Genomic DNA, 18787 nt, shown 5'->3' with positions numbered 1-18787 from the left:
GCAGGCTGTTTGCACGAGCCGGCCTGACATGGCCAGCGTGAAACGCTGCGTTCTGTTGCAGGCCTTACGCAAATTGGCCTGTTTTCTCCCGAAGGCACCCCCCAGGAATCCTTACCAGATACTTGCACAGCGTAAGGAGTTTTCACCTGCTTCTTAGTCTGGTGGAAACGTTAATCGCCCATAATCCATTCCGAATGTCTACAGGTGGGACAAGCGCATGTTGAACAAGTTGACCAATTGGATCGATAATCGCGAAGGCAATGTCGCGATCATTCTGGCAATTGCGATCATCCCTATTCTGGCACTGGTCGGTATCGCGATCGACCTGCAGAACACCAATACGAGCCGCCAGTTCATCCAGTATACGATGGACAATGCGGTGATCGCCGGCTCTCGCGAGATGCAGGCAGGCAAGTCCAAGGCCGAGATCAACACCTATATCAACAATTTCGTCGATGGCGTGGTGAAGGCCAAGAATTACGCCGTTGGCTGCAAGCCTGTTGAAGTCACCTATTCGGAAGGCTCACAGGACATCAACGCCACGATCAAGTGCCAGCAGAAAACCACGCTGACCGAACTGATCGGCTACCAGTATCTGGATTTCACAGTCACCTCCGGCTCCACCTACGGGATCGGTAATGTCGACGTTTCGTTCGTATTCGACATCTCGGGCTCTATGGGTTGGGATGGCAAGATGGGCGCCTTGAAGGATGCCGCAGAAGATGCCGTCGACGTCCTTCTGCCGACGGGCGCCACCGAAGATATGGGCGATGTCCGTATCTCTATGGTTTCCTATTCCAACTATGTAGATGCAGGTGACTACTTCAAGAAAGTCACGAACCTGAACCCGACTCGCACGTTCACCAACACCTACACCACAACGGAAAGGGTGTGCGTGGAATGGAGACGCAATGGCCGTTGCCGCCGTTACGAATATCAGGACGTTGAGCACACCTCTTCGGAGACCTTCACCAATACCTGTGTCGAGGAACGCCTCGGGTCAGAAGCCTATACGGATGAAGATCCCGGCCCCTTTGCCTGGATCGAGGCCATCGAGCCGACATACGATTCCCACCGTGATCGCTGGAGCATGGCTTCCTGCAACCCGATCGGCCCTCTTCCGCTGACGGATGACCGGGACAAGCTCAAAGATTATATTAGTAAGCTGAATGCCAATGGCGGCACCGCCGGACATATCGGCATCGCCTGGGGCTGGTATGCCATCTCTCCCCAATGGGATAGTGTCTGGCCATCCGGGTCCGATCCGCTGGAATATGACGCGCCGGACTCTGCCAAGGCCATGATCATCATGACCGACGGTGACTTCCTGAACTGGCACAATACCGGTGAAGGCTCATCCTTCGACCAGGCCAAGAAACTCTGCGACAACATCAAGGAGGAAGGCGTGCGGGTCTATACGGTCGCGTTCAAGGCTCCGTCACAAGGTAAGCAGATCCTCGAATACTGCGCATCGGGTACGGAGTTCGCCTTCAAGGCTGAAAGCGCCGACGAACTGACCGACGCCTACACCAAGATCGCCCAGTCCATTTCGGACCTGCGCATCACCTACTGATCCGGCGATTGGCGGGGCCGCTCAACCGAGCGACAGTCCCGCCAGCTCCCCTTCTTCCCGCCACTGTTTCAGAATGGCAAAATACGGATCGGGCCCGGCGCCATAGGAGAGATCCTGACGGGCGCGCTCGCTCGGCTTGCCTTCATTGTTGTAGTAACCCGGCGTGCATTCCTCCAGGAATTGCTGGCGCAGCATGGCCTTCTCGATGATCGTATCGACCCAGGCCTGTTCGGCCTTTTCCGTCAGTTCGAACCTTCCGGCCTGACGTGCTTTCGTTTCGGCCAGCGTGTAGCCGATCTGCACGGCCTGTTCTGCCAGCAGATGCGGGTAGTTCGCCGTAAAGCCAGCCTGCGCCGGACCCATCACGAACAGGTTCGGGAATCCGTGCACGAACATGCCGTGCAGGCTGCGCATGCCATTCCCCCATGCCTGCGCCAGCGACACACCATCCTCGCCAACCGGATTGTAGCCGGCCCGGCGGGTGTAATCCGTGCCGACTTCGAAGCCAGTCGCATAGATCAGGCAGTCGACCTTGTACTCCTTGCCCTTTACGACCACGCCATGCTCGGTGATGGCATCGACGCCCTGCCCTTCGGTATCGACCAGCGTGACATTGTCCCGGTTGAAGGCCGCGAGATAATCATCGTGGAAACAGGGCCGTTTGCAGAACTGGCGGTACCAGGGCTTCAACGCCTCCGCCGTGGCAGGATCCTTGACGATCTCGTCAACCCGGCCACGCACCTGTTCCATCTTCTTGAAGTCGGCCAGCTCGGCCAACTCAGACAGTTTTTCCGGGGACAGGTCCTTGTTGCCTTCCTGTGTCGCGATATGCAGCAGGTTGCGGATAATGTCCGTCCACCCATCCTGTACCATGTCCACAGGAGCAAACCCGCCTGAAACGAGCGTATTGAAATTCTCCATCCGCGCTTTTTGCCAGCCAGGCTGGAGCGACTTCACCCAGTCCGGGTCTGTCGGCCGATCACCCCGGTAATCCACTGATGAAGGCGTGCGCTGGAACACGTAAAGATGCTTTGCGCCGCGGGCGAGATGCGGGACGCACTGAACGGCGGTCGCGCCGGTACCAATGATCCCGACGACCTTGTCCGACAGCTTGTCGAGCTCGCCCGAACAATCGCCGCCGGTATAGTCATAGTCCCAGCGGCTGGTGTGGAAGGAGTGTCCCTTGAAGGTTTCCACGCCCTGGATGCCCGGCAGTTTTGGCCGGTTCAGCGGACCATTCGACATGACCACGAATTGCGCGGTGAAATCGTCACCGCGATTGGTCAGCACCTGCCACGCGCTCTTTTCCTCGATCCAGTTGAGCCCGGTGATCTCCGTACCCAGAAGGGCATTTCGGTAGAGATCATAGTGCCGGGCGATACGGCGGGAGTGCTCAAGGATTTCCGGCGCGCGGGAATATTTTTCCACCGGCATGTAGCCAGTCTCTTCCAGCAGCGGCAGGTATATGTAGCTTTCGATGTCACAGGCGGCGCCGGGATAGCGGTTCCAGTACCAGGTCCCGCCAAAGTCACCGCCCTTCTCGATCATGCGGATATCGTCGAACCCGGCCTCACGCAGCTTTCCTGCTGCCAGCAGGCCGCCAAAGCCGCCGCCGATGACGCAGACTTCCACATGGTCCGTGGCCGGATCGCGCGGCTCGAATTCACAATATGGATCGTCGATATAATGGGCAAAGTCACCCACCATGTTCACATATTGCTCATTGCCTTCTGTGCGCAGGCGCTTGTCGCGTTCGGCGCGATACTTGTCGCGCAGGGCGTCGGGGTCAAACGCCTCAGGCCGTGCATCATCTGCCATGGCCGTTTCCTCCTGATGTTTCCTCGTCCGGATCTTTTTGCCCGGCTAAAACCAGTTTACCGGAACCGGGTCGCCTGAAACAGGCTGACCCAACGCCAACCTGAGACAGAAATTGTTCCAGCCGCATACGGCCGGCGATATCTCCGCTTGACGGAAAGCGGCGCGCCAGCGAAGGCTCCGCCCCATGCGCCTGCCCCATCCCATCATTCTGGTCTGCATTGCCGTCCTGTGCGGCTGTACGCTCGACGCCACGATGAAGGGCGTCACCCTGGGCGGCACAGGCGTGATCACGGCGACGGCCTGGCGCTATATCCTCGCCTCCATGATCATGGTCGTGCTGTTCCTGGCTGCGCGTCGCCCCATGCCCGGCCTGAAAGCCATCCGCTTTCACACATTGCGGTCGATTGCGCAGGTGATTTCATCGCTCACCTTCTTCTACGCCTTGACACAGATCACGCTCGCAGAGGCTGTGGTGATGGGCTTCACCGCCGCCCTGATGATCGCGCCGATCGCGCGGGTCCTGCTGGGAGAGCGGATGAGTCCGGTCACGGTCGGCGCCTCACTGGTCGGTTTCGTCGGCGCGGCCATCGCGATTTCAGGCGAACCGGCGAGTGCCCCGGCCGCGGGCGTTCGCGCTTACGGGATCGCGGCGATGCTGGTCTCTGCCGTTGGGTATGCCCTGAACATCGTGCTGCTGCGGATGCGCACGAAGGAGGAGGACGCGCTGACGCTGGTGACCTTCATGAACGTGCTGCCCGCACTGTTCCTGATCCCCTTCCTGCCCTTCACCGGCGTCCTGCCGGAGGTGAATGCCTGGCCGAAGCTCGGCGGGGCTGCGGTGGCGGCGGTCGGCATCTGGTCGTTCATGACGTTCGCCTATGCCCGGGCGAAGGCGCAGACACTGGCACCGTTCGAATATACGGGCCTGATCTGGTCATCCCTGTTCGGTTACGCCTTTTTCCAGGAGATACCGAGCATCCGGCTCTATGGCGGCGCGGCGATCATCATTCTCGCCTGCCTCGTCGTGGCGTTCGAGACGCACTTCACGGCCCGCCGGGAAGCACGCGCTGCGGCCGCCGAAATCGCGCCGTAAGATCTACCAGACCCCGGCATTCTTGAGCGCGGTGTCGAGGTCTGGCGGAATATTCAACGCCGCTTCGCCGGACTTCAGATCACGTGGGGCATCTTCAGCCTTCAGGTATCGCCAGCCCTGAAAGGGACGCTTTGCCTGCGCATAGGTGCGCACCAGTTCCGGGTCGAAGATCAGGGCGCACATGTCCCGGCCCTCGGAGTCCTTTTCCTGACGGATATCGACGATGCGCTGGCGCACGCGGATCGCGCCCTTCACCACCCAATAGATCGACCCGCCCCGCAGGATTTCCTCTGCGCGTTTCGGAAACATGCGAGTGTAGTGCGCCGGATTGGGCGAGGTCTTCAGGTATCGGGCCTGCCACCGGGCAATGTCGTCGACATCTTCGGAACCGACGCTGAGTTTCACCATGTGAATCGTCATGGCGTCAGTCTAGCGCGCGCAGGCCCGGAGGCCAAAGCGACTACTGTATCAGCTGGGCCGACTCGAATTCCTGCTGGGCCTCGTTACTGGCGAAGAAGAATTCCGCCTGCACGATGTTGGCCGAATACCGCCGGTCGATCGTACGGAAGGCTGCGCGGGCCTGCAGGTCGATGGAAAAACCGGACACGTAGCTCATGCCCCAGCGAGGCTCCGTCCGGATGAAATAGGACTGGTCGTAGCGGGTCAGCGTGCCACCTTCAGGACCGGAAACCGGATGCAGCAGCGTGTAGTCGATCCGCAGGAACCGTTCGCCCACAGGGTCCAGCCAGGCCGTCGCGGCGAGGCGCTGGGCGGCCCAGACATCAAACTCCCCGTCATTGCTGGAGGGGCGGTGGTGGAAAGAAACTTTCCAGGCGGCGCCCTTGTCGTCCACCATTACCTGCGGTCCGAGACTGGCACGCAGATCGTCCGGGAACAGGCGCCCATCCGGGGCGGCCTCATTGGCCCATTCGGCAGCGACATTGTCGAGTTCCTCGTCCTCGCCTTCCCAGGCCAGCGCCGTCCAGCGATCCCGTCCCTTCTCGCGCGGGTCAAAGCGGTAGACGCGCCGTGCGTGCGACGATTGCAGCTCCACCGTGAAGGCCGCGCGCAGCGTGGTCGGGGCTTCCGTCGCCTCCAGCGCGGAATTCATCGGACCCGATCCGGTCGCCAGGGTGAAGGTGAGCAGCCAGGCTAGAAACATGACGGTGACGCAATCCTCCGGGCAGGGCTATGCCCGGATTACGGCATCACTACGGCGGATCACGCCGGACTTAGCCATGACCAGGACGGATCATAGCATGCGCCATCAATGATTTACGTGAGTTGAACAGAACTGCCCCCGAAGGCGCAGGCCGTCAGTCCTTGTCGGCATCCTTGAGCGGTACGCCATAGAGTTCCAGACGGTGGTCGACCAGCCGGAAGCCCAGCTTCTTGGCAATCAGCTCCTGAAGCTCCTCGATTTCCTCGGAATGGAATTCGACGACTTCGCCGGTGCGCACATTGATCAGGTGATCGTGATGCTCGTCCGGCACTTCCTCGTAGCGGGCGCGGCCATCGCGGAAATCGTGGGCCTGAATGATCCCTGCATCCTCGAACAGTTTCACGGTGCGATACACTGTAGCGAGCGAGATGGAGGCATCCTGGGCATTGGCCCGGCGGTGCAGCTCTTCGGCGTCGGGGTGATCCGTCGAGGTCGAGAGCACACGTGCGATCACGCGCCGGGGCTCCGTCATGCGGAGGCCCTTCTCAACGCAGAGTTTTTCGAGTCGATCCATGATACGTATTTGCCCTTAGCGCGACGGTAAGTCCAGTTTCTGATGTTGGCTGCGGTCGATGCTGTCAACTCCAGCGAGCCGTGCGAAGCGTGCCAGTTCCGCGTCCAGCCGGGCCTCCCGGGCGGCGGTCCAGGCAATGCCGGCTTCCGGCCAGAGACGCTCCACGCTTAGCGTTCCGGCGGCCCGGTCGGCTTTTACCTCCACCCGGCCAACCATGCGGTCCCCTTCCAGCAGCGGATAGACATAATAGCCCCAGCGGCGTTTGGCCGCCGGGACGAAGATCTCGATCCTGTAGTCGAAGCCGAACAGACGCTGCAGCCGGGCCCGGTCGCGGATTACCGGATCGAATGGGTTCAGGATGCGCAGGCGCGAGGTCGGCGCCGGGGCAGCCTCCAGACGGGCTTCGATGTCTTCCGGGGCGAGCCCGCTCGTCCATTTGCCGTCGGCGCATTCGATTCGCACCGGTACGAGGCGTTTCTGCCGTGCGGCCCAATCCTTTACCTCAGCCAGACCCGCGGCATCCCAGAAACGCTGGATGTCCCCTTCAGAACCAAAGGCAATGCGCGAGAGCGCTTCGCGGCAGAGCCAGTCGACCTGTTCATGATCGGGCGGTTCGTCTTCCCGGTGATGGCTGGGAATCACCCGTTCGGTCAGATCGTAGAATTTGGTGAAATTCTCGCGGTGGGAGGTCGAGAGTGCCCCAGAATACCACATGTAATCCAGCGCCAGCTTGTGCGGCGGGCGGCGCCACATCTCGCGCGGGCCCTCGACCTTCGTGTCGAAAGCCTTGGTGCTGAGCGGGCCTTCCTGCCGGATGCGGTCCACAATCCATGCCCGGCCATCGGCGTCGAGCATGCCGCGGTGCCATTCCCAGCCGCGCACTTTCTTCTCCAGCCGCCGGAACTGGCGGCGCCAATTGGGATAGAACTCCATCGGGATCACGGAGGCGTCGTGCGTGAAATGCTCGAAGACGCCGCGTTCCTTGCGCATGAGCTTGTCGAGCATGGGCTCGCGATAGTTCTGGTTGCGGGACCAGAGGATGTGGTGATGCGCCCGCGAGACGACGCGGATGGAGTCAAGCTGGACGAAACCCAGGTCGCGGATGAGCGCCGCCAGGTCCAATGGCCCTGTCGGTGTGGCCGACAGGCCCTGTGCGTGCAGCCAGAGACGGCGGGCATCCCGATTGCGGATTTCGAGCGGTGCCGAGGTCATCTACTCATCACTCGAACAGTGTCAGCTGGCCGCTGTCGGGATAGACGCCTTCGCGGGCCAGTAGCTCTTTCTTGGTCAGCAGGCCGCCTGGTGCGGAGAAGCCGCCCATCCAGCCATTGGCCCCCAGCACGCGGTGACACGGCACGATCACCGGCCAGGAATTGCGCCCCATGGCCAGACCGATGGCCTGTGCACCGTTCGGCCGGCCAATCGTAGCTGCCAGTTCGCCATAGGTGACCGTCTTGCCCCAGCCGACCTTGCGCAGCGCATCATAGGCCGCCCGGTCGAAGGCGGAATGCCGATCCATGTCGAGCCGGAGGCCGTCAAAGCTGGTCGGCCCACCCGACAGGAAGGTCTTCAGGGCTGTGATCACTTCGGCGATCTCCGGCGGCACGTCCGCTTCCTTCACCAGATCGGCGCCGTGGCGTGTGATGCGCGCGACAGTCTGTTCCGGATCGGATTCCGGCAGCTGCACACCGGTCACCCCTGCCTCGGTCCAGGCAAGGCCGCACCGGCCGATCGGTGTATCAAAATGGGACGCCCACTCCTTGAACATAGAGAGAACATTTCTCAGAACGAGATATGAGTCCATCCTTGCTGGGAACAAATGGCGATCAGGCGAGGTGTTTTGCGAAGAAATCGAGCGTCCGGCTCCAGGCAAGCGCCGCGGCAGCCTCATCGTAGCGAGACGTCGTGTCATTATGGAACCCGTGATTCACGCCCTCATAGAGGTACACTTCGTACGGTTTGCCCGCCGCGTTGAGCGCATCCTGGTAATTTGGCCAGCCGGCATTCACCCGGTCGTCCAGCCCGGCGAGGTGGATCTGCAGCGGCACTTCCAGCCTGGCTGCGTCCTCCACGCTCGGCCAGCTGCCATAATACGGCACCGAACAGGACAGCCAGGGCTGCTTCACCGCCATCAGATTGGTGATCGCCCCGCCGAAGCAGAAGCCGGTGATGCCCACCTTGCCATTGGTCGCTTCATGATCGCGCAGGTACTCCGCCCCGGCCATGAAATCGGCCAGCATTTTTCCGCTGTCACGCTGCGCCTGAAGCGTGCGGCCGTCATCGTCATTACCGGGATAACCGCCGAGTGGGTAGAGCGCATCCGGCGCAAAGGCGACATAGCCGGCCTTTGCCGCGCGCCGGGCGACATCCTTGATATGCGGGTTCAGGCCCCGGTTTTCGTGCACGACCAGAACGCCGGGCAGCACGGCGCCGCCTGCGGGGCGCACGAGATAGCCGGCCATTTCGCCTGCCCCCTCGGGCGAACTGTAGGTGACCATTTCGGCATCAAGCCCGCCATCGCTCTCAAACGTCTGCTGTTTCGAATAGTCGGGCATGACGCAAGCCGCGAGCGAAGCAACACTTAGTCCGCCTACCGCATACTTTCCCAGGCCCTCAAAAAAGCCTCGCCGCGACAGGTGTCCGTGGCAATACTGGTCGTAAAGGTCGAACACGCCCTGAGGAATTTTTTGCGGGATATCTACCTGTTTGATGTCATCTGCCATTCGCGCGTCCTCCTGCTGCTGCGGGGATGGTAGCGCAGATGCAGGATTTGGATAGGGCGAAGCGATCACTTCTGTGTGGGGGCGCCCTATTGTGTCAGAGGCCCATCTTGCGGGACATCAGCACGGCATCGACCGGCACATCACGCCCGGCGGTGTAGTAGCGGGGCCGCCTGCCATCCTCAGTGAAGCCGAACCCGCGATAGAGCGCGCGGGCCGGCGCGTTGTCCTCGGCCACATCCAGCGTGATGCGGGAGACGCCGCGCTCGCCCAGCCGGTTGATGAGCGCGGAGATCAATGTGGCACCGAGACCCTTGCGGCGGTGCTCCGGCGCGGTGGCCACGGTGAGAATGTCGCTCTCGCCGGCTATGGTCTGTGCCATGGCGAAGGCGACAAGCTCCCCATTCAGCTCCACACCCAGCGTCAGGATGGAGGTGTCCAGCAATAGGCCGCGAAACGATATGGCGCTCCAGGGGTCGTCGAAGCAACGCATGTGCAGCTGGCTCATGCGCCCCGCATCTTCCGCACGCAGGACGATCACAGGGTGGGTCACTTGCGCGGCTCCGGCAGGGTCGCGTCGGGCTCGCGCGCATAGACCGGAGACGGAGGATGTGCCGCCGGATCGAACTGCCCGCCCTTGATCGCCGCCGTGATGGCGGACGGCACGAGAGGGCGCAGGTCCAGTCTGTCTTTCAGGTCTCCGAGGGCATCGGCATTGTCCATGAAGATCGGCGCGTGGAAGCCTTCCAGCATGGGCAGCAGCTGTTCAAGACGCAGTTCCAGCACGTCGGCAATACCCTGCCCCTCGCTTACGCCCTGGATCCACCACGTCTGGTCCGGCGGGCGTTTCTGCCCGGCAAGGCAGCCCATCACCGTGCCTTCCATGCCGGAGGGAACAGCGGCTTCTAGGCTCGTTACACCGACACAATCGGCCCCCGTCACCAGTGCCAGGCCGCGCGCATAGGCAACGCCGATGCGGATGCCGGTGAAACTGCCAGGGCCGGTGACGACGGCGATGCGGTCCACCTGTTCCAGCGTCACGCCCTCATCGTCGAGCAGGCGCTGGACGAGGGCCGGCAGATGCTTGTCCTGGCCGCGCGCCATCACCTCGCGCGCATCGGCGAGGATCTCACCATCGCGCACAAGTGCCACCTCCATAGCGGTAAAAGCGGTGTTCAGCCCCAGGACCAGCATCGTCTCGCCCGCCTAGAGGATGCGGCAGGCCTCGTCGAATGCCAGGCGCGGCGAGCGGTCGAAGATCGTCGTGCGGTCGCCATGGCCGATATTGCAGATGAAGTTCGCCTTCCAGTTCTTCATCTCGCCGTCCTGGCTTTCGAAGAACTCCTTGTTGACGCCCGCGGCGTCGAAGCCGGACATCGGGCCGCAATCGAGGCCGAGCGAGCGGGCCGCCAGCATGAGGTAAGCGCCCTGCAGCGTCCCGTTCCGGAAGGCGGTCTCTTCCTTGATGTGGTGGAACCAGTCTTTCGCTTCCGGGGCATGCGGGAAGAGTTTCGGGATCTTCTCGTGGAACTCCATGTCGTGAGCGACGATCACCGTCCACGGAGCTTTCTGCGTCTTCTCACGATTGCCTTCCGACATCAGCGGCACCAGGCGCGCCTTGCTCTCTTCGGAGCTGATGAAGACGAACCGCGCCGGCGAATTGTTGGCGCTGGTCGGGCCGAGCTTTGCCAGGTCATACACCGCCCGGATCAGGACTTCCGGGACATCTTCCTCGCGCCAGCCATTATAGGAGCGCGCGTCGCGGAAAATCACGTCCAGGGCATGGTCGTTCACAGGGTGGGCCATCAGGTCAGTCCTTTTGCTTTTGGGTATGCGGCCTGTCTTCGCGCAGGCCGTCAAGAGGGCAGATTGCGCCTAGAGAACGGCTTCAACCGCCGTCACTTCCGGAACGTAAGTCTTCAGCATGTTCTCGATGCCCTGCTTCAGCGTCATCGTCGATGACGGGCAACCGGCGCAGGCGCCGCGCATGGAGAGATGTACAATACCAGTGTCCGGCTCGAACCGGTGGAAGATGATATCGCCTCCATCTTGAGCCACGGCCGGACGCACTCGCGTCTCGATCAGCTCACGGATTTCCTCGACGATTTCGGCCGCCTCGCCTTCATAGGTCACATCGGCTTCGGCGGAGGCTGACGGCTCGGCGCCGTCTTCCACGACCGGCAGGCCGGCCATGTAATGGTCCATGATTGCGGCCAGCACCATCGGCTTCACGTGCCGCCAGTCCTTGTCTTCGGCCTTGTTGATCGACACGAAATCGCTGCCAAGGAAAACACGTTCGACCCCGTCGACCTGGAACAGCGCACGGGCCAGCAGGCTGATGCGCGCGCTGGTCACGTCCGGAAAATCGAACGGGCCTCGGTCGCCTGCCACTTCGTGTCCCGGCAGGAACTTGATCGTATCGGGGTTGGGAGTCGGTTCGGTCTGAATGAACATCGCCGCCTGCCCTTTCTGTCAAAAGCTTCACCTGCGCAACAGATGGCGCGGACAAGCAGTCGTATCAAGGGCCGAAAGGCTTAAGACGCGGGTCTCAGTTGGCCGTGCCGGTCACAGCCGGGTCGAGCTGGGCCACTTCTTCCTCTGCCGGGGGAAGTGGCTGTTCGAGGCGTTCGGCCAGTTCTTCGGAGGTGCGCTGGGCATCGCGCAGGAAGAAGCCGAGGCTGGCGAGGTGGTTCGCCATGATGGCGCCATCGCCTTTCTGGTTGGAGACGACCAGCGGACGGATCTGGGCGGCACGGGTCCAGGCCGCTTCGGCCTTGTCATAGGCAGCCATCGTGTCGGCATCGGCGAGGCTGTCGCGATCGGCGCGGCGAGCCGCTTTCAGCATCTGCAGGGCAATGTGCGCGCGGGCCTTCGCGGCATAAAAAACGCGGATGTCCTGCTTGGAGGCCGGCCAGCCTGTCGATTCCTGATAAATCTGGGTGGAAAGGTCGTCCTGATCGGCGACCGCCCAGCCTGCGAACATGCGGGCTTCATCGGCGGCCAGCACCCGGCGGTCGGCCACAGTGACGAGACCGCGGCTGGCGCGGGAGTCGAACCGGTTCAGGGCTTCGGCGGCAGCCGTCATGCGCGGACGCATGTCTTCGCCGGGAATGCCCTTCAGCAGGCGCGAAGCGGCGATGAGGTCCGCATCCGGCTCACCATTCTCGTCCGGCACGGCAGCAGCGGCCATGCGGGTAAATTCGGAAAGGCCATCGGCCGTGGCTTCCTGCCAGGCGGGCATGGCCGTCAGGCGGGCCTGCGGGTGCCAGTTCGGCTTGTCGTCGGCCCAGCCCTTCCCTTCCAGTTCGCGTGCGATCTTGGTGATCGCGATGCCGGATTCCGGGAAGGCCCATTTCTGGCCGTCTGCGAAGACGATGTCCGAGTCGTCGATCTTGTGGGACATGACCGCCGAGAACGGATAGGCGCCCACCAGTGCGAGAAAGAGGCTCAGCTTGAAGAGGAAAATGGTTCGCCGCCAGAGACCGCGGAAGAAATCCATGATCGGATGCGGCTCTGCCTCATCCAGTTCTCGCAGGTCTTCTGCTGTCACCTCGTTCGGGTCTGGTCCCTCTTCGAGATAGGCAGCGTGCAAACGGCTGTCGAAGGCCATACTCTACATTTCCCCGGCTCTGGCGCGGTGTTGCATTCACAACACTATGCGTTCAATTGTGGCATTTTAACAGCTCATTAACTGTTAAATGTCCGCAACCTGCAGCCGTGCACGCAAATGCCGCGCCAGACGGGTCGGAGATGTCAGATTTGAAGGCACACAGGAGCTGTCCGCCATCGGATCAAGCGATTCAGTCCCCGAGTCCCTTGACGTCAGCGCTGGTGACCAGCGTCTGCGACGTGCCATCCGAATCGCGGAACTCCAGGGAGAGATCGACCGTGTCGCCTATGGCGATGGCCGGATCGACACCGAACAGCATGAGGTGGTTTCCGCCCCGCTGAAGCACGACAGGCTCGCCTTCGGAGACCGTGAAGCTCTCGACCTGACGCATCTGCATGACGTTGTCTTCCATGGTCATAGTATGCAGCTCCACCCGGTCAGCTACATCGGTAGAGGCGCCGACCAGTTCCACCGGGGCACCCGTGACGTAGGCCATCAGACCGCCGGCGGCGACGTCGCGTCCTTCAGCGGGCTTCACGATGAAGGCGTCCTTGACCTCGATCACGGACTCACCTGCCGGCGCATCGGCCGGACCGGAACAGGCCGCCAGCAACAGGGCGGCGGGAATCAGGGTGCGAAGCAGCATGTCGCTCATCCTTTCAGAACTGATGCGCCAAGTCGTAGCCGGAAGGCCGGACGGGTCAATGTGCCGGAATGGCACGCTTGCCCGTCAGGCTAATATCAGGGCCGCCAGTAACCGACGGCGCGGCGCACCTCTTCCATGATCGGCGCGGCGATCGCGTCTGCCCGCTCCGCTCCGTCTTTCAGGATGGCGTCGATGCCGGACTGGTCCGCGAGGATGTCGCGATAGCGCTGCGTGATCGGCGCGAGATGGGCGACCATGACGTCGGCCAAGGCCGGCTTGAACACGCCGAAGCCCTTGCCGCCATATTCGGCCAGAACTTCTTCCACGCTCTGCCCGCTCACGGCGGAGTAGATGCCGACAAGGTTCTCGACTTCCGGGCGGCCTTCGAGGCCCTTCGGTTCAGATGGCATGTCGCCTTCAAGGTCGGTCTTCGCCTTCTTGATCTTCTTGGCGATCAGGTCGGCATCGTCGACCAGGTTGATGCGCGACAAGTCCGACGGGTCGGACTTCGACATCTTCTTGGTGCCGTCCTTCAAGCTCATGATCCGCGCGCCGGGACCCTTGATTAGCGGTTCCGGCAGCGGGAAGAAGCCGGGCACATCGTATTCGCGGTTGAAGCGATCGGCGATGTCGCGGCTAAGCTCGAGGTGCTGCTTCTGGTCCTCGCCCACGGGGACGTGGGTCGCCTTGTAGGCCAGGATGTCTGCGGCCTGCAGGACCGGATAGGTGAAGAGGCCCACAGAGGCCCGCTCGGCATCCTTGCCGGCCTTGTCCTTGAACTGGGTCATCCGCTCGACCCAGCCCATGCGCGCAACGCAGTTGAACACCCAGGCGAGCTCGGCATGCGCCGGCACGGAGGACTGGGCGTAGACGATCGATGTCTTCGGGTCGATACCACACGCGATAAAGGCCGCTGCGATCTGGCGGGTCTGGTCAGCCAGCACGCCCTTCTCCACCGGCATGGTGATGGCGTGCATGTCCACGACGGCATAGACACAGTCCCAGCCGTCATTCTGGAGGTCGACGAACTTCTTCAGCGCGCCGAGATAGTTGCCGAGGTGGAGGTTACCGGTCGGCTGGATACCAGAGAAGACCCGCTGAGGGCCGGTGTATTCGGATGTGTTCGTGTCAGTCATGCGCAAGCGCTGTAGCCGATTTACCTAGCGGCGCAAGGCCTGCGTGATGTCGCGGGGTCGGATAGCGCCCGTCAGGAAGGCTGCAACTGCGTAGATCAGGCCGCCCGCGAGGATCACAATTGCAGCCGCCAGCGCCCGCGAGTCGATGATATTGTCCCGCAGCCACTGGAAATTATGCACCATGAACCAGACAGACCCGGCCATCAGGCCGCTGGCAATGAGGGCCCGCAGCGTGCGCGACACCAGCACCGGACCCGGCCTGTACCAGCCACGACCCGCCAGCGTCGTGGCGAGCAGCAGGGCATTCACCCAGGCGGCTACGGAAGTGGCGATGGCGAGGCCGATAAAGCCCAGCTGTCCCTGCCCGTTCAGCCAGAAGAACAGGCCGGCGCCAAGCGCCGTGTTGATGGCCACTGAAATCAGGGCGAACTGCATCGGGGTCTTGGTGTCTTCGCGGGCAAAGAAAGCCGGGGCCAGAACCTTGATCAGAACGAAAGCCGGCACGCCCCAGGCAAAATGGAACAGCGCCCCGCCGGACGCTTCGGCATCCGACTGTAAGAAGGCCCCGCGCACGAAGAAGGCCTCGATCAGGAACACCGGGGCAACGAGCAATGCGGCCGCAGCAGGAAGGGTCAGCGCCATGGCGAGGCCGATGCCTTCATCCATCGTCGCCTGGCTGGAGGCATGATCCTCGCTGCGCGCGGCCCGGCTGAGGCGCGGCAGGATGGCGACGCCGACCGCCACACCGACGAGGCCGAGCGGCAGCTGGTAAAGCCGGTCAGCCGTGTAAAGCCATGACTTCGCTGCCTGTTCGAAACTGGCGAGCGACTGGCTGACGATGATGTTGATCTGGGTACCCGACGCCGCGATCGTGCCGGGCACGGCGAGCGCCATGACTTTCTTCACCGCAGGCGTGATGCGCGGCCAGCCGATCAGGCCGAGGCGGACTTTCTGGCGGCTGACGCCCCACCAGAGCAGCGCCACCTGCAGCACGCCCGCGATCAGCACGGCGACGGCGGCCGCCTTGGAAACGACCTCCGGCACATCGGAGATCAGCGCCGCCGGGATGAGGCAGAGGTTCAGCAGTGTCGGCACACCGGACGACAGGATGAAGCGCTGACCGGAATTCAGCACGCCGGAGAGCAGCGCCGCCAAGGCCATGCAGGTGAGATACGGCATGGTGATCCGTGTCAGGAGCACAGCCAGATTGTAGTGGACATGGTCGTCGGCCTGTCCGCCATGGATGATCAGCAGCACCCAGGGCATGAAGATCTGCGCCAGAATGGTGAGCGCCGCGGTGAAAGCGAAGAGGACGCGCATCGCCTCCTGCGCCACGGCCTGCGCCGCTTCCGGCCCTTCGGCCTCCAGCGTGCGGGCATAGGTCGGCACGAAGGCGGAGGCGAACGCGCCTTCGGCGAAAATGCGGCGGAACAGGTTCGGAAATTGCTGCGCCGTCACCCAGGCATCGTTGATCGGCCCGGCGCCGAGCTTTGCCACCAGCAGGATATCCCGCGCAAAGCCGAGGATACGGCTGCCCAGTGTCAGCGAGGATTGCACGAGGGTGTTGCGGGCGATGCTCATGCGGCCTGTCGTGCAGAGGTTCTCAGAAACTGTCTACGGCCCGCGACCGGCGCAGCTTTCGGGCCGGCGTGTGCGGGGCATCCGGTTCATGACGGCCCAATACGTCGAGAAGCTGTTCACGCAGGGACTCTTTGAGGGCAGCGTCCGCTTCCAGCTTCCGCCCGTCCTCGGTCTGCACGTAGAAGGCATCGAACATGCGTTCGCCGAACGAGCCCACGTGGGCCGAGTGGATCGAAACGCCGGCATCGGCCAGGCAGTTCGCCACATCATAAAGCAGCGCGGGCCGGTCACGCCCGGCAATGTCGATCACTGTATGGTCTGCAGACAGGTCGTCGCGGATCTGGACAGATGGATGCACCAGGAAGGCGGCCTGTCGACGGCCCATGCGTTCGCGCACGGTGATGTCGCCCGGCTCCCCGGCGAGCACCTTTTGCAGGGCGGCTTCCAGCCGCTGCAGGCGGGCCGGATCGTCCTTGCCGAACGGTTTGTCCTGGATGTCGTGAAGCATGAACACGTCGATGATGCCGCCTTCGCGGCTAGTGTAGACCTGCGCCGCGATAATGTTCGCGCCATTGTGAGCAAGCGTTCCGGCGAGGTCTGCGAACAGGCCCGGGCGGTCGGCGCCGGACACGAACAGCGCCATCGCACCGCCTTCAAGCGAGAGGCGATGATGAACCTGGTCGCCGCCGCCATTCAGCGCCTCCGCATGCCAGGCAAGGTCTTCAATGTCGAAGCCGGTCCAGTAGGCCGTTTCCATTTCCAGCATCAGAGCCGGAACAGTGCCCAGCCGGTCGACCAGTTCCTGCCGGCGGCGCTCGGCGCGGGCTTCCAGCTCGGCCAGCACGCCGGCCTCATCTGTCCGTCCGCCACGCAGGGCCGCGGCCGTGTTGTGATAGAGGTCCGTCAGCAGCTGGCCTTTCCAGGCGTTCCACACGCCGGGGCCCACCGCCTTGATGTCTGCGATGGTGAGAATGTAGAGCAACCGCAGCCGCTCCAGCGAGCCGACCATCTCTGTGAATTTCGTCACGGTCCGCGGATCGGAAATATCCCGCTTCTGCGCCGTCTCGCTCATTTCCAGATGGTGGCCGACCAGCCAGGCCACAAGTTCGGTTTCGTCTTCCGACAGGCCGAGGCGTTCACAGGCCTTGCGGGCAGTTTTCATGCCGGCGATCTGCTGATCGCCTTTCCCCTTGCCGGTATCATGCAACAGCATGGCGAGGTAGAGCGCGCGGCGGTTCTCGATCAGGTCGAAAAGTTCTGTGACCAGTTTGATCGGATGCGCGTCGCGGCCATGCTCCATCTCGGAGATGGCCTCGACTGCACGGATCGTATGCTCATCCACTGTGTAGTGATGGTACATGTTGAACTGGGTCTGCGCGACGATGCCGCCGAATTCCGGGATTGCCCGGCCGAGGATGCCGGCTTCGTTCATCCTGCGCAGGATGAGGCCCGGATCATCCCCGCCCAGAATGGCGTCGAGGATCAGTTCCTGCGCTTCCGGTCTCTCACGCACCCGCTCGTTGAGGGCCCGGAGGGCCCGGGTCAGCAGGCTCAGCGCCTGCGGATGTATGTCCTTGCCCTCGTCGCGCGCCACGATGAACAGGCGCAGCATATTGAGCGGGTCGGCCCGCATGGCCTTCTCGTCCTGGACATTGATCCGGCCATTATCGAGGATGAAGCCCGGTTCATCCAGCTCCACCGGGCCGCGCACCGGCAGGAAGCGGCGCAAGCCTTCCGGCTTCTTCTTCTGGTCTGCTTCCAGCTTCGCCGCCAGGATGCGCGTCAGGCCGCCGACATCCTTGGTGACGAGGAAATAGCGCTTCATGAAGCGTTCCACGCCCTGCTGCCCGCGCCGGTCGCGATAGCCCATGCGGGCGGCGATTTCCGGCTGCAGGTCGAAGCTGAGACGTTCCTCCGCACGGCCCGTTACGAAGTGAAGATGGCAACGCACCGTCCACAGAAAACGTGCGGCGCGAATGAAGACGGAATATTCATGATCCGTGAACGGACCGGCCTGCATGACATCTTCCAGCGTGTGGCCGCCATAGGTCTGCTTGGCGATCCAGTAGAGCGTCTGCAGGTCGCGCAGGCCGCCCTTGCCTTCTTTCAGATTGGGCTCGACCACGTAACGTGCATCACCCTGCCGGGAATGGCGGGCATCGCGTTCGGCCAGCTTGTCGGCAATGAACTGCGCATCGCGCCCCTTCACGGCGCCCTCGTGGAAGGCGGTCAGCATTTCTTCGGCCAGCGCCTCGTCGCCGCAAATGTAACGGGCATCCAGAAGGCTCGTTTTGATGGTCACATCTTCCAGCGCCAGCTTCACGCAGTCGTTCGGCGTACGGAACGCATTGCCAACCTTCAGCCCCATGTCCCACAGGGCGTAGAGCATGTACTCCACCACGCTCTCGGTGTGCGGGCTGACCTTGTAGGCGCGCAGGAACAGGAGGTCCGTATCCGAGGACGGCCCCATCACGCCGCGACCATAACCGCCGGTCGCCATGATGGTGATCCGCTCGGCCTCTGTCGGGTTACGGGCCCGGTGAACGTGCGTGGTGGTAAAGTCGTAGAGCGCGCTGATCACCTCGTCCTGCACGGCAGAGAGGAGCCGCGCCGTGTCCAGCCCGTCGGCCCCCTGCTGCAGGCGCTCCTGCGCGATCATGCGGCCGCGGAACATGGCCCCGTGCAGCAGGTCCAGCGCCGCCTTGCGGGCGGCCTGCGGGTCACCGAAATTGTCGAGCGCAGCTGCGGTGAGCTTCACGCGCAGGGCGCGGCCATCGATGATGTTCGAGATGCGCCATTTCCCCGGCCGGCGCAGAAGCGGGCTGCGGGTTTCGAGGAGCGTCGGGGCCTTGGTGGGCGGTATGTTCATGGGGG

18 protein-coding genes are annotated in these 18787 nt (G+C 62.7%); 2 read left to right on the top strand and 16 right to left on the bottom strand.

Features of this window, described 5'->3' with window-relative positions; all coding sequences use genetic code 11:
- Positions 1-217: 217 nt before the first annotated feature.
- Positions 218-1573, top strand: coding sequence for a pilus assembly protein TadG-related protein (locus HY17_RS04995; RefSeq protein WP_034763520.1), 1356 nt, complete (start codon positions 218-220; stop codon positions 1571-1573).
- 21 nt (positions 1574-1594) lie between these two features.
- On the opposite strand, the gene HY17_RS04990 is transcribed toward HY17_RS04995, so the two are convergent.
- Entirely contained in the window at positions 1595-3391 is a 1797-nt protein-coding gene (locus tag HY17_RS04990; RefSeq protein ID WP_034763517.1) for an NAD(P)/FAD-dependent oxidoreductase, read from the bottom strand.
- A 184-nt stretch (positions 3392-3575) separates the two neighbouring features.
- On the opposite strand from HY17_RS04990, the gene HY17_RS04985 reads away from it, so the two are divergent.
- The gene (locus HY17_RS04985; protein ID WP_034763514.1) at positions 3576-4484 is read left to right on the top strand and encodes a DMT family transporter; all 909 of its coding nucleotides are present in this window, start codon (positions 3576-3578) and stop codon (positions 4482-4484) included.
- A gap of 3 nt (positions 4485-4487) precedes the next feature.
- On the opposite strand, the gene HY17_RS04980 is transcribed toward HY17_RS04985, so the two are convergent.
- The 15 genes from HY17_RS04980 to HY17_RS04910 all read right to left on the bottom strand — a co-directional run bounded on the left by HY17_RS04980 (position 4488) and on the right by HY17_RS04910 (position 18782).
- A complete protein-coding gene (locus HY17_RS04980; protein WP_034763511.1) occupies positions 4488-4904 on the bottom strand; it encodes a DUF1489 family protein in 417 nt (138 codons plus the stop codon).
- A 40-nt stretch (positions 4905-4944) separates the two neighbouring features.
- Entirely contained in the window at positions 4945-5646 is a 702-nt protein-coding gene (locus HY17_RS04975) for a hypothetical protein (RefSeq protein ID WP_034763499.1), read from the bottom strand.
- Between the two features lie 154 nt (positions 5647-5800).
- The gene (locus HY17_RS04970; protein WP_034763496.1) at positions 5801-6220 is read right to left on the bottom strand and encodes a Fur family transcriptional regulator; all 420 of its coding nucleotides are present in this window, start codon (positions 6218-6220) and stop codon (positions 5801-5803) included.
- Between the two features lie 15 nt (positions 6221-6235).
- Positions 6236-7432, bottom strand: a complete 1197-nt coding sequence (locus tag HY17_RS04965) for a winged helix-turn-helix domain-containing protein (RefSeq protein ID WP_051599709.1) — start codon at positions 7430-7432, stop codon at positions 6236-6238.
- Between the two features lie 7 nt (positions 7433-7439).
- The gene (locus HY17_RS04960) at positions 7440-7988 is read right to left on the bottom strand and encodes a methylated-DNA--[protein]-cysteine S-methyltransferase (RefSeq protein ID WP_034763495.1); all 549 of its coding nucleotides are present in this window, start codon (positions 7986-7988) and stop codon (positions 7440-7442) included.
- Between the two features lie 58 nt (positions 7989-8046).
- Positions 8047-8943, bottom strand: a complete 897-nt coding sequence (locus tag HY17_RS04955; protein ID WP_034763487.1) for a dienelactone hydrolase family protein — start codon at positions 8941-8943, stop codon at positions 8047-8049.
- Between the two features lie 94 nt (positions 8944-9037).
- Positions 9038-9493, bottom strand: a complete 456-nt coding sequence (gene rimI / locus HY17_RS04950) for a ribosomal protein S18-alanine N-acetyltransferase (protein WP_083180690.1) — start codon at positions 9491-9493, stop codon at positions 9038-9040.
- Positions 9490-10134, bottom strand: a complete 645-nt coding sequence (tsaB, locus tag HY17_RS19215) for a tRNA (adenosine(37)-N6)-threonylcarbamoyltransferase complex dimerization subunit type 1 TsaB (protein WP_051599707.1) — start codon at positions 10132-10134, stop codon at positions 9490-9492. Before tsaB ends, rimI begins: the two co-directional genes overlap by 4 nt.
- Positions 10135-10146: 12 nt before the next feature.
- A complete protein-coding gene (locus tag HY17_RS04940; protein ID WP_034763484.1) occupies positions 10147-10746 on the bottom strand; it encodes a malonic semialdehyde reductase in 600 nt (199 codons plus the stop codon).
- Between the two features lie 69 nt (positions 10747-10815).
- Complete coding sequence (locus HY17_RS04935) at positions 10816-11394, bottom strand: NifU family protein (RefSeq protein WP_034763482.1); 579 nt, start codon at positions 11392-11394, stop codon at positions 10816-10818.
- A 94-nt stretch (positions 11395-11488) separates the two neighbouring features.
- A complete protein-coding gene (locus HY17_RS04930) occupies positions 11489-12550 on the bottom strand; it encodes a hypothetical protein (protein ID WP_034763478.1) in 1062 nt (353 codons plus the stop codon).
- Positions 12551-12740: 190 nt separating this feature from the next.
- The gene (locus HY17_RS04925) at positions 12741-13196 is read right to left on the bottom strand and encodes a copper chaperone PCu(A)C (RefSeq protein WP_158531439.1); all 456 of its coding nucleotides are present in this window, start codon (positions 13194-13196) and stop codon (positions 12741-12743) included.
- 95 nt (positions 13197-13291) lie between these two features.
- Entirely contained in the window at positions 13292-14332 is a 1041-nt protein-coding gene (gene trpS / locus HY17_RS04920) for a tryptophan--tRNA ligase (protein WP_034763653.1), read from the bottom strand.
- Between the two features lie 24 nt (positions 14333-14356).
- The gene (gene murJ, locus HY17_RS04915; protein WP_034763465.1) at positions 14357-15913 is read right to left on the bottom strand and encodes a murein biosynthesis integral membrane protein MurJ; all 1557 of its coding nucleotides are present in this window, start codon (positions 15911-15913) and stop codon (positions 14357-14359) included.
- Between the two features lie 22 nt (positions 15914-15935).
- Positions 15936-18782 carry a [protein-PII] uridylyltransferase gene (locus tag HY17_RS04910; protein WP_081812982.1) on the bottom strand — a complete coding sequence of 949 codons (2847 nt, stop codon included), beginning with the start codon at positions 18780-18782 and terminating at the stop codon, positions 15936-15938.
- Positions 18783-18787: the final 5 nt, after the last annotated feature.

Origin of the sequence: Hyphomonas sp. CY54-11-8 (assembly GCF_000682735.1) — a bacterium.
Classification (GTDB): domain Bacteria; phylum Pseudomonadota; class Alphaproteobacteria; order Caulobacterales; family Hyphomonadaceae; genus Hyphomonas.
Note: the sequence above shows the minus strand (reverse complement) of the source record. Positions and strands in the feature narration are given on the sequence as shown.